The sequence below is a fragment of the Candidatus Campylobacter infans genome (assembly GCF_013416015.1).
GTDB classification, from domain to species: domain Bacteria; phylum Campylobacterota; class Campylobacteria; order Campylobacterales; family Campylobacteraceae; genus Campylobacter; species Campylobacter infans.
The window spans coordinates 343,478-358,332 of sequence record NZ_CP049075.1 but is presented as its reverse complement, the minus strand read 5'-3'; the positions used below and the strand labels follow the sequence as shown (position 1 = coordinate 358,332).

Annotated in this window: 14 protein-coding genes and 1 pseudogene; 6 read left to right on the top strand and 9 right to left on the bottom strand. The window is 35.5% G+C overall.

Annotated elements, in window-relative coordinates; translation table 11 throughout:
• Positions 1 to 4: 4 nt before the first annotated feature.
• Together CINF_RS01880 and CINF_RS01875 are read right to left on the bottom strand one after the other, a co-directional pair.
• Positions 5 to 1,894 (bottom strand): hypothetical protein, encoded by a 1,890-nt coding sequence (locus CINF_RS01880; RefSeq protein ID WP_179975538.1) that lies wholly within the window; start codon positions 1,892 to 1,894, stop codon positions 5 to 7.
• A gap of 15 nt (positions 1,895 to 1,909) precedes the next feature.
• Positions 1,910 to 2,356 (bottom strand): copper chaperone PCu(A)C, encoded by a 447-nt coding sequence (locus CINF_RS01875; protein ID WP_178697232.1) that lies wholly within the window; start codon positions 2,354 to 2,356, stop codon positions 1,910 to 1,912.
• A 126-nt stretch (positions 2,357 to 2,482) separates the two neighbouring features.
• On the opposite strand from CINF_RS01875, the gene CINF_RS01870 reads away from it, so the two are divergent.
• The 6 genes from CINF_RS01870 to CINF_RS01845 are packed head-to-tail and all read left to right on the top strand — an operon-like array spanning position 2,483 to position 6,161.
• Positions 2,483 to 3,436: a L,D-transpeptidase family protein gene (locus tag CINF_RS01870; RefSeq protein ID WP_240156144.1), complete on the top strand. Its 954-nt coding sequence runs from the start codon at positions 2,483 to 2,485 to the stop codon at positions 3,434 to 3,436.
• Positions 3,437 to 3,464: 28 nt separating this feature from the next.
• Positions 3,465 to 4,493, top strand: coding sequence for an alanine racemase (locus tag CINF_RS01865; RefSeq protein WP_179975536.1), 1,029 nt, complete (start codon positions 3,465 to 3,467; stop codon positions 4,491 to 4,493).
• A gap of 26 nt (positions 4,494 to 4,519) precedes the next feature.
• Positions 4,520 to 5,110 carry a GTP cyclohydrolase II gene (gene ribA, locus CINF_RS01860; RefSeq protein WP_178697250.1) on the top strand — a complete coding sequence of 197 codons (591 nt, stop codon included), beginning with the start codon at positions 4,520 to 4,522 and terminating at the stop codon, positions 5,108 to 5,110.
• 7 nt (positions 5,111 to 5,117) lie between these two features.
• Positions 5,118 to 5,678, top strand: coding sequence for a 16S rRNA (guanine(527)-N(7))-methyltransferase RsmG (rsmG, locus tag CINF_RS01855; RefSeq protein ID WP_179975535.1), 561 nt, complete (start codon positions 5,118 to 5,120; stop codon positions 5,676 to 5,678).
• Positions 5,672 to 5,845, top strand: coding sequence for a hypothetical protein (locus tag CINF_RS01850; protein ID WP_178697228.1), 174 nt, complete (start codon positions 5,672 to 5,674; stop codon positions 5,843 to 5,845). The genes rsmG and CINF_RS01850 overlap by 7 nt, the downstream gene beginning before the upstream one ends.
• A gap of 10 nt (positions 5,846 to 5,855) precedes the next feature.
• On the top strand, positions 5,856 to 6,161 hold the full coding sequence (locus CINF_RS01845; protein ID WP_178697227.1) for a hypothetical protein: 306 nt from the start codon (positions 5,856 to 5,858) through the stop codon (positions 6,159 to 6,161).
• 40 nt (positions 6,162 to 6,201) lie between these two features.
• Here the strand turns inward: CINF_RS01845 and CINF_RS01840 are convergent, their stop codons facing one another.
• The 7 genes and pseudogenes from CINF_RS01840 to prpB all read right to left on the bottom strand — a co-directional run bounded on the left by CINF_RS01840 (position 6,202) and on the right by prpB (position 13,417).
• Positions 6,202 to 6,393 (bottom strand): YgaP family membrane protein, encoded by a 192-nt coding sequence (locus CINF_RS01840; RefSeq protein ID WP_240156143.1) that lies wholly within the window; start codon positions 6,391 to 6,393, stop codon positions 6,202 to 6,204.
• 56 nt (positions 6,394 to 6,449) lie between these two features.
• A pseudogene (locus tag CINF_RS01835) lies at positions 6,450 to 7,344 on the bottom strand (SLAC1 anion channel family protein).
• Positions 7,345 to 7,484: 140 nt separating this feature from the next.
• The gene (gene zupT, locus CINF_RS01830; protein ID WP_179975534.1) at positions 7,485 to 8,363 is read right to left on the bottom strand and encodes a zinc transporter ZupT; all 879 of its coding nucleotides are present in this window, start codon (positions 8,361 to 8,363) and stop codon (positions 7,485 to 7,487) included.
• Positions 8,364 to 8,446: 83 nt separating this feature from the next.
• Positions 8,447 to 9,640, bottom strand: coding sequence for an N-acetyl sugar amidotransferase (locus CINF_RS01825; RefSeq protein WP_179975533.1), 1,194 nt, complete (start codon positions 9,638 to 9,640; stop codon positions 8,447 to 8,449).
• A gap of 264 nt (positions 9,641 to 9,904) precedes the next feature.
• Complete coding sequence (prpD, locus tag CINF_RS01820; protein WP_179975532.1) at positions 9,905 to 11,359, bottom strand: 2-methylcitrate dehydratase; 1,455 nt, start codon at positions 11,357 to 11,359, stop codon at positions 9,905 to 9,907.
• 46 nt (positions 11,360 to 11,405) lie between these two features.
• Complete coding sequence (locus tag CINF_RS01815) at positions 11,406 to 12,536, bottom strand: citrate/2-methylcitrate synthase (RefSeq protein WP_178697057.1); 1,131 nt, start codon at positions 12,534 to 12,536, stop codon at positions 11,406 to 11,408.
• Positions 12,537 to 12,547: 11 nt separating this feature from the next.
• Positions 12,548 to 13,417: a methylisocitrate lyase gene (gene prpB, locus CINF_RS01810; RefSeq protein WP_179975531.1), complete on the bottom strand. Its 870-nt coding sequence runs from the start codon at positions 13,415 to 13,417 to the stop codon at positions 12,548 to 12,550.
• Positions 13,418 to 14,855: the final 1,438 nt, after the last annotated feature.

The following is a 14,855-nucleotide window of genomic DNA, read 5'->3' as shown; positions in this document are numbered from 1 at the left end:
AATTTTAAAATATTATTTTATTAAATTCTTTAATCAAGCTTTCTTGTGCATTTTTGTTTGTTTGGGTTATGAAATTAGCGCAATTTTTACCAAGCGTTGCTAGCATTTTTGGGCTTTTTGCTAGTTCGTTTGCCTTTTGTATGTAGTCTTGTTCGCTAAGGGCTAGAAAATCAAGCTCTTGTAATTTTTGCATAAAGGCCTTAATATTTTCATCTTGACTTTTTAAAATTTTAGGCTCAAAATAATACAACACAGGCTTTGATTTACTCATATATTCGTTTAATTTTTCATTTTTAAAATTTAGCCTAAAATCCCCAAGCCACAAATCAATAATATGCCCATATAAATGCGTATCAACATCACCAGGAAAATACACGCGCTTGCTCATACCAAATTTTTTAAGCTTATTTTGAACGCTTTTAGAATTAGTGCCATAAGATATAAAAATTGAGTTTTTGTTATCTTTTAAAATTTGCGCCACGCAACGCAAATAACGCTCATCATCACTACTAGCCAAATCCCCGCCAAAAATAAAAGCATCTTTTGGATACATTTGCTTAATGCTTTGAATTAAATTTTCATCTACTGGCGGATTATAAAATTTGGCTATATCCATAGGCACGCTTAATTTTTCAAAATGAAATTTATCATTTGATAAATCATCGCAAAAACTAGCGCGCTCATCGATATTTTTTATATCGTATTGTGCGTTTTTATGTGCGAAATAAACCTGCTTTTTAGCCGTTCGTGTGCTAAATATAAAATTAGCTATTTCATTAAAGCCACTTAGATCTATTAAAACATCGATCTCATCAGCAATAATCTCATCTCTAATAATCTTAGCCTTTTCTAAACTATCAAATAAAAATTTATTTAGCGCGTGCATACCAGCAGCTGGCGCTTTAAAATCAATGCCAAGCGATATCAAATCCACCATCAATACAGGATTATCATCGCCAAGTTGCGGCATTTGAAAACTATAAAAATAAAACTCGCATTTTTCATTTATATTTTTATCTTCTAATAAGGCTTTAAGCATAGAATATTCTATCTTATAAGCTAAATCAAAGCTAACTCTACCGCGCATAAAACCTACACGGATTTTTTCGTGTTTATTGCTGTGCGGTTTTGGCAGGTTTTCATTTTTGGCATAATTATACGCAAGATTTTGTATGGCTTGCATTACCTCAGCATTTACGCGCTCTTTATCGTCCGTAAAATACTCTAACATAAAAGCGCAAATATACAAAGCCATATCAAGATTTTTATCTTTTACAAAGGCATTAAATAACACTATCATCAGCTCATAAATACGCGCAAAATCGGCTTTTATTTTGATTTTATCAAAGCTTAAATAATACGCCATTGTATTTGTAAGAATGGTTTTTTGCTCGGTGGCACTAAGACTTAAAAATGTTTTTGGATTAAACAAATGCTTACAAATTTTATAAAACTCTCTAAACCCAATATCCTTAAACAAGCCATTAAAAAAATCAATAAATTCCTCAACCTTGCTTAATTGGCTAAATTGTAATGTGCTTATGATTTTTGCGTATTCTAAAAGTGCTTTTTCATCGCTATTTAGCATCAAGCACACAGCTTTTAGCTCGGCAAAAAGCAGCTTTTCATCTGCTGATTGCATTGAGGCTAAATACTTATTAGCGGTTTGGATATAAATATCTAGCTCTTTTTTTGGGCTTAATTTTGCCTTAGCATAAAACTCAAATAACAACAAACATTCTCTTGGTGCTAAATCACCAGCTTTTAAGATTAAATCATAAATATCATCTCTTAAATTTTCTAAGTCTGTTTTAGTAAAATTTATTTTTTTAAAATTTGGTTCTTCTTTTAAATTGTGAAAAAAATTAAAAAGTTCGTTTTTATTTTTAAACATTTTGCACCTAAAATCTTATTTATTATTCATTTTTTTCATAGGTTTTAGCTCTTTTACAATGATATTTTCTATCATCTTACTATCGCCATCGTCAAATTTTAATTCCAATTTTACGCTAGTGCCAGCTTTTAGTGGCTCTTTTAGATCAAAAAGCATTATATGATCGCTACCTGGTTTTAGCTCTAAGCTTGAATTGGCAGGTATTAAAAGCTTATCTACTTTTACCATTTTCATCATACCATTTTCGTGTTTGTGGGTATGAAGCTCTGTGTAGCTGCTATTGTCATTATTAGCTGCGATGATGCTTATATCGGTGTTTGCTTTATTTTTGATCTTTAAAAATATGGCTGAGTTTTTGTTGTTTGGCACTGAGGCTCTTGCGTAAGCTTCGCTAATTTCTACATTTGCGGCATTTAAGCTAAATAAAGCGCATCCAAGTCCTAAAAAAATTTTTTTATTCATAGCATATCCTTTAAAATTTCATTAAAAAAATGCGCAATTTTATATAAAAAGGCATAAAATTTGACTTAATATCATAAATCTTAGCTATAATTGCGCCTTTATAATTTTAAAAATAGAGCTAAAATGATGAAAATATTGATATTTGCGCTGGTTTTTACCCTAAGCTTTATGCAAGCTAAAAACCCAGAGCAAAATTCCACCAAAAGCGATGAAAGCGCGCAAATTTCAAGCCTACAAAGCAAACAACACTGGGAGCAAATTTTAAATGGCAAGGATTTAAAATTTGGCTATTATGATAAGGCGATTTTAATCACTTTTATTGATAAAACAGCCAAAAGCTTAGAGCTTTTTTACTACGATAACGGCGTGCTTACAAGCAAATTCTCAAATCAAGTAATCACAGGGCTTATGGGCGAAAAATTAAAAGAGGGCGATCTTAAAACCCCAGTTGGCGCATACATCATCACGCGCCATTTTAAACCTAGCGATCCTTACCTTGGGCCTGTGGCATTTTCACTAAATTATCCTAATTTATATGATATTTTACGCAAGCGCACGGGTAGTGGTATATGGATACACGGCTATCCAATGAATGGCGAGCGCACAGATACGCTAAAAACTCGCGGCTGCGTGGCATTAGAAAATGATAGATTATTTGAATATGAAAAAATAGTAAATGATAACGCTGGCGTGGTAATAATTAGCCAAAAAGGCGCGCCAAATGCTAATAAAGCACAAATTGCTAGCATTTTGGCTGAGATTTTTGCCTGGCAAAAAGCCTGGCAAAATAACGACATAAAGGCGTATTTAAGCTTTTATGATAAAAATTTTAAATTTTATAATGGGCAAAATTACAAAGCCTTCGCAAAGAAAAAACGAGCCATTTTTGCTAAAAAAGAACAAAAATCCATTACTTTTACAGATTTTAGCATAACGCCTTATCCAAGTAGCGATAAAGGCGAGATTTTTAGGGTAAGTTTTAATGAAAATTACAAAGCAAAAAGCCATAAATTTAAGGGCAAAAAAATCTTATATTTAAGATTAAATGCCGATAAAATTAAAATTTTAACAGAAAAATAACCCACCAAAGCTAATAAAGGATAAAATTTTGTCTTTAATCAAACTTAGCAAATCAGCTTATTTTCATAACCTAAGCCAAATCACAAATAAAATCGGCGCAAAAGAGCGCGTTTTTATCGTTTTAAAAGATAATGCCTATGGGCATGGAATAGCGCAAATTGCACCACTTGCTAGCGAGTTTGGCATAAAAAGAGCCATCACGCGAACCTTAGATGAAGCTAAAACAATAAGTCAATTTTTTGATGAAATATTGATTTTATCGCATTTGGTTGATGGTTATGAAGATGAAAATGCTAAGTTTATTTACGCCATAAACGATATAAACGCTTTAAATATCATAAAACCTGGCGTTCGCGCGCATATTAGCATCGATACCTTAATGCATCGCCACGGGATTTTAAAAGATCAATTACCCCAAGCCTTAAAAATCGCCAAAGAACGAAATATAAACATTTGCGGAGCTTATACTCATTATAGCAGTGCTGATATTTTAAGCGCAAATTTTAATGTCCAAAGGCAGATGTTTTTAGAATGTAAGGCTGAGTTTTTAATGCTTTGCCAAAATTTTAATTTTAAAAATTTAGTGTTTAGCTCGGCTAATTCAGCAGCTTGCGAGCGCATACAAAAAGGCGATTTTAAAGACGAATACGCGCGCATCGGCATAGCTCAGTTTGGCTATGGGCAATTTAATGACAGCTTAAAATTAAAACCGGTTTTAAGCCTTTGGGCTAAGCGTTTGAGCGCGCGCGTGCTTAAAAAAGGTCAAAGCGTGGGCTATGGTGGCGCATTTAGCGCAAATGATGATATGCCAATTGCTACTTATGATTTAGGCTATGGCGATGGACTTTTGCGCTATGATGGGCGCGGGGAGTTAAAGCTAGCAAATGGCGCGGTGATGCTTGGCAAGATGAGTATGGATAGTTTTAGTTGCGCTGATAGCGGCGAGCAAATCTGCGTATTTGATGATGCAAATATTTTTGCAAGGCATTTTAATACTATAAATTATGAAATTTTAGTTAAGCTAATGCCGCATATTAAACGCGTGGTGGTTGAATGACAAAGCCAAATTTTAATCCAAAAAATATAGAAATTTCAAAAACAGCAAATCTACCAACCCGCTTTGGAAATTTTAAAATTTGCGTTTATAAAGAGCTTATAAATAATGCCATTAAAGAACACGCGGCGATTTTTAGCACAGATTTAGCAAAACGCATAGAAAATAACGAAAATATAAATGTGCGAATACATTCAGAATGCCTTACGGGCGATGGCTTTGGCTCTTTAAAGTGTGATTGTGGCGAGCAGCTTGTATATGCGCTAAATTTTATAGCACAAAATGGCGGATTGCTGATTTATTTGCGCCAAGAAGGGCGAAATATAGGGCTTTTTAACAAAATCAACGCTTATGAACTTCAAGATCAAGGCGCTGATACAATCCAGGCAAATCACCAACTAGGATTTGGCGCTGATGAGCGAAGCTACGAAATAGCAGATTTTATTTTAAAAAATTTTGGCATTAAAAATATAAAACTAATCACAAATAACCCAGCCAAGCTAAACGCCTTAAAATCCGCACATATCATCGCGCGCATTCCCATACAAATCAAAGCCAACAAATACGATAAAAACTATTTGCGCATAAAAAAAGAGCAAATGGGGCATTTATTAGATTAGGTATAAAATGCAAGCCCCACAAGATTTTGATGTAAAAATTAGCGAATATAAAAGGCTTTTTGCTAGATTTAATGCCATTCATAATCTAAGCGCTTATGATGATTTAAGCCTAGCCATAAATGACAGCATCTACGCGCTAAATTTTTTAAATCCAAGCGAGCTAAAAATAGCCATAGATATAGGCTCAGGGGCTGGCTTGCCGGCGATATTTTTAGCGCTTTATTTAAAAGATTGTGAGTTTTTTTTATTTGAACCAGCGCAAAAAAAGGCAAGTTTTTTAATGCTAATTAAAAGCGCGCTGGATTTAAAAAATATAAACATAAAATGTCAAAAAATCCAAAACCACACAGCTTTTAGAGCCGATCTAATCTGCTCGCGCGCTGCTTTTAAAATAATAAATTTACTTGAAATTTCAAAAGGCTTTTATGATGAGCAAACTTTATTTTTATTATATAAAGGCACTAGCGTAAATAACGAACTAAGCGCGCTTAAAAGCAAAATCAAACAAATAAAAATAATAAATCAAAACACTAGAAATTACGCATTTTTAAAAGGGGTTTTATGCTAGCAAAATTACTAATTTTAGTGCTAATAATAGGGCTGGTTTGGTTTTTGTTTAAAAGCAAAAAAAATAAAAATGAAAACATAGAATTAGTTGAATGCAAAAAATGTGGTACTTTCATAAGCCCTAAGAGCATGAAAAATGGCCTTTGCCAAGATTGTAATAAAGATTAAAAGGATAGCAATGATAATCATAGGACACGAGCTTGTAGCATTTAAACGCCCAAAAATTTGTGATTTTAGCAAGCAAAGCTTAGAACAAAAAAGCCAATTCATACTAATAAAAAATGAAATCCAAGCAGTAATTGCAAACGCAAATGGCATAAATTTTTTAGCCTGCGAGAGTTTAGATCTTGCAAAAAGCTTACAAGAGCTTGCAAATGATTATTTATTTGATAGCAAAATAGCACTTTTAATAAGCAATGATGATGAATTACTAAAAGCAATCACAGCTAGAATAGATGCGGTTATTTATAAAAATATTTTATAAGCTTTAAGGCTTTTGCATTTAGCCAAAAGCCTTAAATATTTTATTTTATCTCGCATTTTGCTTTACAACAAGGCAAAAAGCGATATAGCGGGCAGCCATAAACCGCCGTTAATATAAACCACGCTCCAACTAACCACCACCAGCTTTGACAAACAAAGCCAAACAAAAATATAAAGCCAGAGCCTAAAATTAAACGAATAGTTTTATCCCAAAACATACATTTTTTACTCATATTTTATCCTTTATCAAATTAAACGCGCCAAAAAAGCATACCGCGCATTACCATTTTTATTGCTCTGCTACGCAGATATCGTTATTTTTAATGCTTTTAATTGTATAAAATGCCACGATGATAATCAAAGCACAAAGCCCAATAAACGCAGCCAAACCGCCCCACAAAAAGCCCTTATGCTCTGTTAATTCATAAGCTTTTATCAAGGCTATACAAAGTGCTGCCGTAGGAAAGGTAAAAGCCCACCAAGATAGAAAAAATTTTAATTTTAAGAAATTTTTATACATAAAAAGCACTAAAATTCCAAAGAAAATCGCCAAACTCAAAAAAAAACATACTAAACTCATTGAAATTTCCCGTAAGCTTGATATAATCAATAAAAGCCATAGATGGCGGAGCTATAAAAATAAACAAAGTCGGCATAAACTTAGCCGGTAATTGATCACAAAATAAAATGCGGTAAAAAATAATACTAAAAAGCACGATATAAAAAAATAAAGCAAAACTAAAATAAAACCACAAATAAGAATCCTTGCCTTGTGCGGTAGTAATTACTAATAAATTTCCCACAATAGGTATAAACCACGCAGGATTTGAATGCTTGATTTCAAGGTTGCGATTTATCCAGCTAGCCACAACATAAAAACTCATAAAAGTTTGTGCTACAAGCCCTGTATAAAATAGCCCAAAATGCGCGCTTGCGTTATTTTTAAAAACAATAGCCAAAAGCAAAAGCGAAATAGCAAAAGCAGCAAAAAAATTAATTTTTATTGGATGATTTAGCTCAGCCCTTACTTCATTTGGAAATTTCATAATCTTAATTATATAAATAAAGCTAATAAAAGCAAATACCAAGCTAGTAAAAGCATTTAAAACAAAACCAACGCTTTGGCTAAGTTTAAGCAATTTATTTAAGCTCTCATAAGCCACACAAAGCCCGCCAAGTCCCATAACTACGGCATAAAACATTATTGGAAAATTTGAAATTTTATTCATTTTTCGCCCCTTAAATTTAAGGGCGCATAATAAGCTTTTTATATAAAAATATCTGTAATAAAATCACGCTAAATAAAGCAAGGCTAAATTAAAATTTAAGCCACGCTCAAAAGCTTTAAACTAAGTGCCATTATCGCCATACCAGCAATTAACCCATACAAGCATTCATGCCCGCTAGCATAAGTTTTAGCAACAGGAAAAAGCTCATCTAAGCTAATAAAAATCATTACCCCAGCAACAAAAGCAAAACTAATCCCAAGCCCTAACGCACCAAAAAACGGCAATAAAACCAACGCCCCAACAAGCGCGCCAAGCGGCTCAGCCAGCCCCGATAACATCGTAAAAATAAAAGCCTTGCGTTTATTGCCAGTAGCATGATAAATCGGCAAGCTAACAGCAATGCCCTCAGGGATATTATGAATTGCCACAGCAAGTGCTATCATTAAGCCAAACCCAATACTTTCAAGCCCGCTAGCAAAAGTAGCAAAACCTTCTGGAAAATTATGAATCCCAATAGCCAAAGCTGTGAAAATGCCCGTGCGTTTAAGCCTATTTTTATGGTGCTTTGTGATAGTTTTTGCTGTTTTGGGCTGGGCGGGATTAAAATTTGCTTTTGGCTCATCTGTAAATTTTAATTCATCGTAATTCCTAGCGTTTTCTATCTCATGTGGATTTACATCTTTTGGCACGATTTTATCTATAAAAATACACAAAAACATAGACAAAAAAAACACGCCAAGCGCGATTAAATCGCCATAAATGAAGTGCTTTTTAAAATCATTTATAGCCTCAGGCAAAAGCTCCATAAATGAAATATAAACCATCGCCCCAGCTGAAAATCCAAGCCCGGCCGATAAAATTTTAGAATTGTTGTCATGCGAGAAAAACGCAATTAGCGCACCAATACTAGTAGAAGCACCAGCTAGCAAAGCCAGCAAAAACGCCACGCTTACACTCTCAAAGCTTATTTGCACAAATAATCCTTAGCTTTTTTGGCTATTTTAACCAAAAATATAAAATTTTAAAGTGATTTTGCGCGATAAAATAAATTAAAATTTTAAATGCCTAAGCGTTGCATAATGTCTTTTATGCTGTATTTGCCTTGAATTGGCTCTTGCTCCCAAATAGGATTTTTTAACTGCCATTTGCCATTTTTGTCTTTTTCAAACATATCGCCTCTAAATTTTTGTGCATATTCAAGCATTGTTTTTGCGTCCATATCAAGATAACTCGCCATTTTTTCAAGATAAAACTCACCATATTTACCATCAAGTTCTTTAATCAAAAACTTGCCCTCATCTCGCGTGATCAAACCCTCTCTAATATCATAACACACATGATCGCTACACTGCCCAAAGCCAAATTTTATATATTTTAAATATTGATTAAAAATCACCGTATAAGCATCTAGCTGAAAAAACCTTCTATAAGTGCCTATGTCGTAAGGATTTGTGTTTTTTGGATATATTTGAATGCCTTTATCTATCGCAAATTTTGCATTTGCTGGCTGGGACCATTGCTTGGCGTAATAATTTAACCACACGCCACGAATGCCTTTTTGGATTATTGATTCTAATGGAATTTTATATAAAAATAAGTCTTTTTGACTTAGGCCGTTTTTTTGATAAATAGCCAAAGGATCATCTTTTACGGTATTAGCGTTTATTATATCTAAGCAATCCCCGCCAGTGCTTGAAATTAGCTCATCAAATCTCTTTTTATTTATGCCAACCCCTAGGGTAAGTCCTGCATTTTCGCCTTGAATGATTAATGGTATATCAAACTTATCAGCAATTATATAAGCTGATGCATAAAGCGTGTATTCTGTGCATTTTATAGGGTTGCCATAAGTTAAAAAATCATGCTTCATTAGTTTTAAGGTAAGCTGCTTGTTTGGGTTAATTGATATAACATCAAAGCCGTGCTTTTTTAAATTTTCAATATTATGCTTGCCAATTGGGGTTATATCGACAGGCTCGGCATTTACGCATAAGGTTCTTAAACCTAAAACATCTCTTGCATACAAAGCTTGAAAGGTAGAATCCTTACCACCAGAAACGCCCACCACGCAATCATACGCGCCCTTTGCCTTGCATTTTGCATTATCTGCTATATTTTCAAGCTCTTTTGCTCTTGCGCTCCAATCAATTTTTTGCCTTTCTTGCTCCCACAAGCAAGCACCACAAATTCCATCATCAAAAACAATACTAGGTCTTGTGTTAGGTTGTAGGCATTTTTTACAATAAAGCATTTTCTACCCCCCCCCCCGTTGTTTAAAGCATTTTGGCCAAGCTTTTTATTTTCAGCGTTAAGACAAATTTTACGCATTTTTAATCCTTAAAAAATATTTAATTTTAGCCTTAAATGGCTTGCTAAATCGTTTGAAATTTTAAAATTTTAAGAAAAATTTGAAAGTTATAAGAATAACGGCTTAAAATTTTAATAAAGCCGAGATTATAGCGCGTTTTGCTAAGATTTTATAAAAAATCAAGCAAAATCCGCGCTAAATTAAAATTTATAAAGCAAATAAATCACTAAACTCATTAAACGCCGTATTTTCAAGCGTTTTTTGATCAGCAAATAATTTATTTATAAGCTCGCATTTTTTTGGACTTAGGCGCCCAGCAAGGTTGCTCTCAAATTTTTTAATCAAAAGCGGAATTCCTTCGCTTCTGCGGCGTTTATGGCCTATTGGATACTCAACCTCAACCTTTTGGCTTTTTGAGCCATCTTTATAGAAAATTTGAACGGCATTTGCGATTGAGCGTTTATCACTTTGTAAATATTCTTTTGTGTAGCGATCATCTACTTCTACGCTCATTTTTGCGCGCAAAGCGTCTATTCTAGGATCTTTTGCCACGCTATCTTCATAATCCTCAGCACGCAAACGCCCAAAAATTAACGGCACAGCCACCATATACTGAATGCAATGATCACGATCAGCTGGATTTGCTAGCTCGCCTGTTTTGTTTATGATTCTATGGCCACTTTCTTGTGTGGTGATGATGATTTTTTCTACATCATCTAAGCGGTCTTTAACCTCATCGTGGAGTTTTAGCGCGCATTCTACTGCTGTTTGAGCGTGAAACTCAGCCGGGAAGCTAATTTTAAATAAAACATTTTCCATCACATAGCTTGAAAACTCTTGTGGTATGCTAAGCTTAGCTCCGCGCATCTTAACATCTTCAAAGCCCCAAAATTTCGCGCTTAGTGCGCTTGGATAGCCCATTTCACCACTTAATGCTTTTAAGGCTAGATTTACGCCACGACTGCTCGCATCGCCAGCTGCCCAGCTTTTTCTTGATCCTGTATTTGGTGCGTGGCGATAAGCCCGAAGCGCGCCACCATCTATAAAGGCGTGAGAAAGAGCATTTCTAATCTCTTCAAAACTGCCACCTAAAAGCTTACAAGCTACTGCCGTGCTAGCAATTCTTACTAAAAGCACATGATCAAGCCCTACTTTATTAAAGCAATTTTCTAGTGCCAAAACGCCTTGAATTTCGTGCGCTTTTATCATCGCAGTTAGCGCATCTTTGATACTTAGTGGCTTTTTGCCTTGTGAGATATTTTTACGGCTCATATAATCACAAACCGCCCAAATCGCGCCTAAATTATCGCTTGGATGTCCCCATTCAGCCGCTAGCCAAGTATCGTTAAAATCCAGCCAGCGCACCATCGCGCCGACATTAAAAGCAGCCCTTTCAGGCTCTAATTGATAGCTAGTGCCTGGGATTTTTGCTCCAAGTGGCCTAAACTCAGCCCCTTCTACTACTGGCCCTAAAAGCTTAGTGCAAGCTGGAAAATTCAGCGCCAAAAGCCCCGTGCCGATAGTATCCATCAAGCAATACTTTGCCGTCTCATAAGCTAAATCTGATTTAATCTCAAAATCGCTAGCATAGCGCGCGATCTTGGTTAAAAGCTCGTCAAAATCAGGGCGTTTAGCCTCTAAAATCCCCATATCATTACTCATTTTATCCCCTTTTAGTTGTAAATTTTAAAATTTGGCGTTTAAAATTTTATTTTCTTTCACCCATTGGCACAAACTCTCGTGGCTCTGGGCCTATGTATAGACTATTTGGGCGGATTAGTTTGTTATTTGCGCGTTGTTCTTTAATGTGCGCTGTCCAGCCACTTACACGACTTAAAACAAAAATCGGCGTGAAAAGATCAGTTGGTATGCCCATAAAATGATAGCACGAAGCGCTGTAAAAATCAGCATTTGGCGGTAAATTTGGTTTTTTGTCTTTCATTACCATTTCAATAGCTTCACTTACTTTAAATAAATCCGTATCCCCACCTAGCTTGCGACTCCATTCTTTTATAATAGCATTGCGTGGATCGCCGCCTACCCCATAAACTCTATGTCCAAAGCCCATCAAAAGCTCTTTACGCTCTAACATATTATTTACGCCAATTATCGCATCTTCTACGCTATCAAAGCTTTCTATTAAATGCATAGCAGCTTCATTTGCTCCACCATGAAGTGGCCCACGAAGCGAACCAATCGCAGCAGCTACGGCACTAAAAATATCTGATCTAGTAGAAGCACAAACCCTTGCTGTAAAAGTAGAAGCGTTAAACTCATGCTCAGCATATAAAATCAACGAGCAATTTAATGCCTTAATATAATCTTCTTTTGGTTCTTTTTGTCTAAGGTTGCTTAAAAAATATCCAGCGATGCTTTCATAATCAGTATTAAACTCTATTTCTTCGCCATAACTTACCCAGTGATACCAATAACAAAGCGCAGACGGCAAAACCCCAAGCAAGCGCGCGATTTTTTCATTTTGATTGCTAAAATTATCCTTTTCAGGTTCAAGCGCGCCCAGAGCTGAAACTACTAATTGCATTAAATTCATAGGATTAGCAGATTTTGGCACAGCGCGAATTAAATCTTTTAGCTCTTTGCTTAATCCGCGTTGAGCTTTTATCACACGGCGAAAATCAATCAATTCGCGCTCATTTGGCAATTCACCACGATTTAACAAATACGCAACCTCTTCAAACTCGCAATTTGCCGCCAAATCCTTAATATCATAGCCATAATAATTTAAACCATTGCCAAGCCCGCAAGTACAAATTTTACTCTCGCCAGCTATTATTCCAGCCAAACCGCCTTGTTTAGTTTTTGCGATATTTTCACTCATTTTTTCTCCTTTTATTTACTGAATAATGCGTCTAATTTACGCTCAAAATCGTGATAGCCAAGCATTTGATAAAGCTCATCTCTGGTTTGCATTTTCTCAATGCTAGCTTTTTGCGAGCCATTTGCGATGATATCTTTAAACACATCAAGCGCTGCTTTATTCATCGCCCTAAATGCTGAAAGCGGATAAAGCACCAAGCTAATGCCAGCTTGTTTTAACTCATCTGTCATAAAATACGGCGTTTTGCCAAATTCTGTAATATTTGCTAGCACAGGTACTTTGATATTTTGGCTAAATTGCTTATATTCATCAAGGCTGTGAATAGCCTCAGCAAAAATCATATCCGCACCAGCTTCAACATACGCCATAGCCCTTTCAATCGCTGCTGCTTGCCCCTCGCTAGCGTGCGCATCAGTGCGCGCCATAATCACAAAATCAGAGCAAATTCTCCCATCAACAGCAGCCTTAATGCGATCGCACATTTCATTTTTGCTGACTAATTCTTTATTAGGGCGGTGTCCGCAACGCTTTTGGGCTACTTGATCTTCTATATGGCAAGCCCCAGCGCCGGCTCTAATTAGCTCTTTAATCGTCCTAGCTATATTAAACGCCCCACCCCAGCCAGTATCAGCATCTACAAGCAGTGGTAAATCGCTAGCAGCGGTTATTCTGCGCACATCAATACAAACATCTTCAAGATTTGTCATACCAAGATCTGGCAAACCAATACTAGCATTTGCCACGCCAGCCCCACTTAAATACAGAGCTTTTGCTCCACTTTTTTGCGCTTGAATCGCGCTATAAGCGTTTATCACGCCTAAGACTTGCAAGGGATGGTTATCTTTAACGGCTTGTCTAAATTTTGCACCAGCACTTTGCATTTTTGCTCCTTATTTTGTAATTTTAAGCTTTTTGCTTGGCGGCATTTTAGAGATTTTTTAAAGCAAAGTTGTAAAAAGGTAACAAAAAATTTTGAAAATTTTAAAATTCGTTTCTTTTTGTAACATTTTGCTTAATTTTAACTTTAAGGGCAAAATTAAATAAAGCTTTTAAGAAAGATTATTTAAATTAGAAATTTAGCTTAATTTTTAATTTAAGGGCAAAATTAATTAAAGCCTTAAAATTTTTGCTTAATTTTTAGTTTTAAGATAAAATTAATTAAGCTTTTAAGAAAGATTATTTACATTAAAATTTTTGCTTTTAATTCGCTCGCAAAACCCAAATTTTAACCACGCGCTCGGCATTTTTCATCCGCCAAACCGCTCAAATTTTAAACTTTTATTTTGAACCAGCCAGCCAAATTTTCAGCCAAAAACCAAATTTTAAAATTTTAATTTTATTAAAACCCACAAACCAACTATTATTTAAAAACAAATCCCGCGAACCACGAGCCACGCCATTAAAATTTCGCGCCAAATTCTTAGCCAAAAAGCAAATTTTAAAATTTTAATTTAAACACACCAAAACCAAACGCGCCAAGCTCTTAACCAAAATAAAATTTTAACCACGCACCCCGCATATTTTTATCCACCAAACCGCCCAAATTTTAAAATTTTATTTTGAACCAGCCAGCCAAATTCTCAGCCAAAACTAAATTTTAAAATTTAGCTTTTAATTCGCCCACAAAAACGCCAAAATTTTAAAATTTAATTTTGCTCACGCACCAAATTCCTAGCCAAAATAAAATTTTAAAATTTCAATTTAATTCAATGCACCAAAAAGCCAAATTCGCCACGCCTTTCATAAAACCCACGCCAAATTCTCAGCCACACGCCCAAACCGCCCACCACGCTCTTACGCGCGCCCAAACCGCCCAAATTTTAAAATTTATTTTAATGTAACGCTTTTAACGCCCTTTGCCTTTAATGCCACGCCGTTATTTAAAGTAACCAGTGCCACGCAAATTTTTATCTGCCAAACGCCCAAATTTTAAAATTCAATTTTTAACCCACACGCCAAAAATCAAAATTCGCCCCGCCATTATAAAACCCGCGTGCGCGCACACAGCTAGCCAAACCGCCAACCCTTAAACCCGCACCAAATTCTTAGCCCCGCACCAAAACTCTCAGCCACGCGCCACGCACCCGCCAATCAAACCGCCACGCCATTAAAATTTCGCGCCAAATTCTTAGCCAAAATGAAATTTTAAAATTTTAAATTTATTCAAAACATCACAAACCCGCGCACCCGCAAATTCCCAGCCAAAATAAAATTTTAAAATTTCATTCAATAAACCCGCCAAATTTTAACCACGCACCACACACATTTTTATCCGCCAAACCGCCCAAATTTTAAACTTGAATTTTTGCCCGCCCGCCA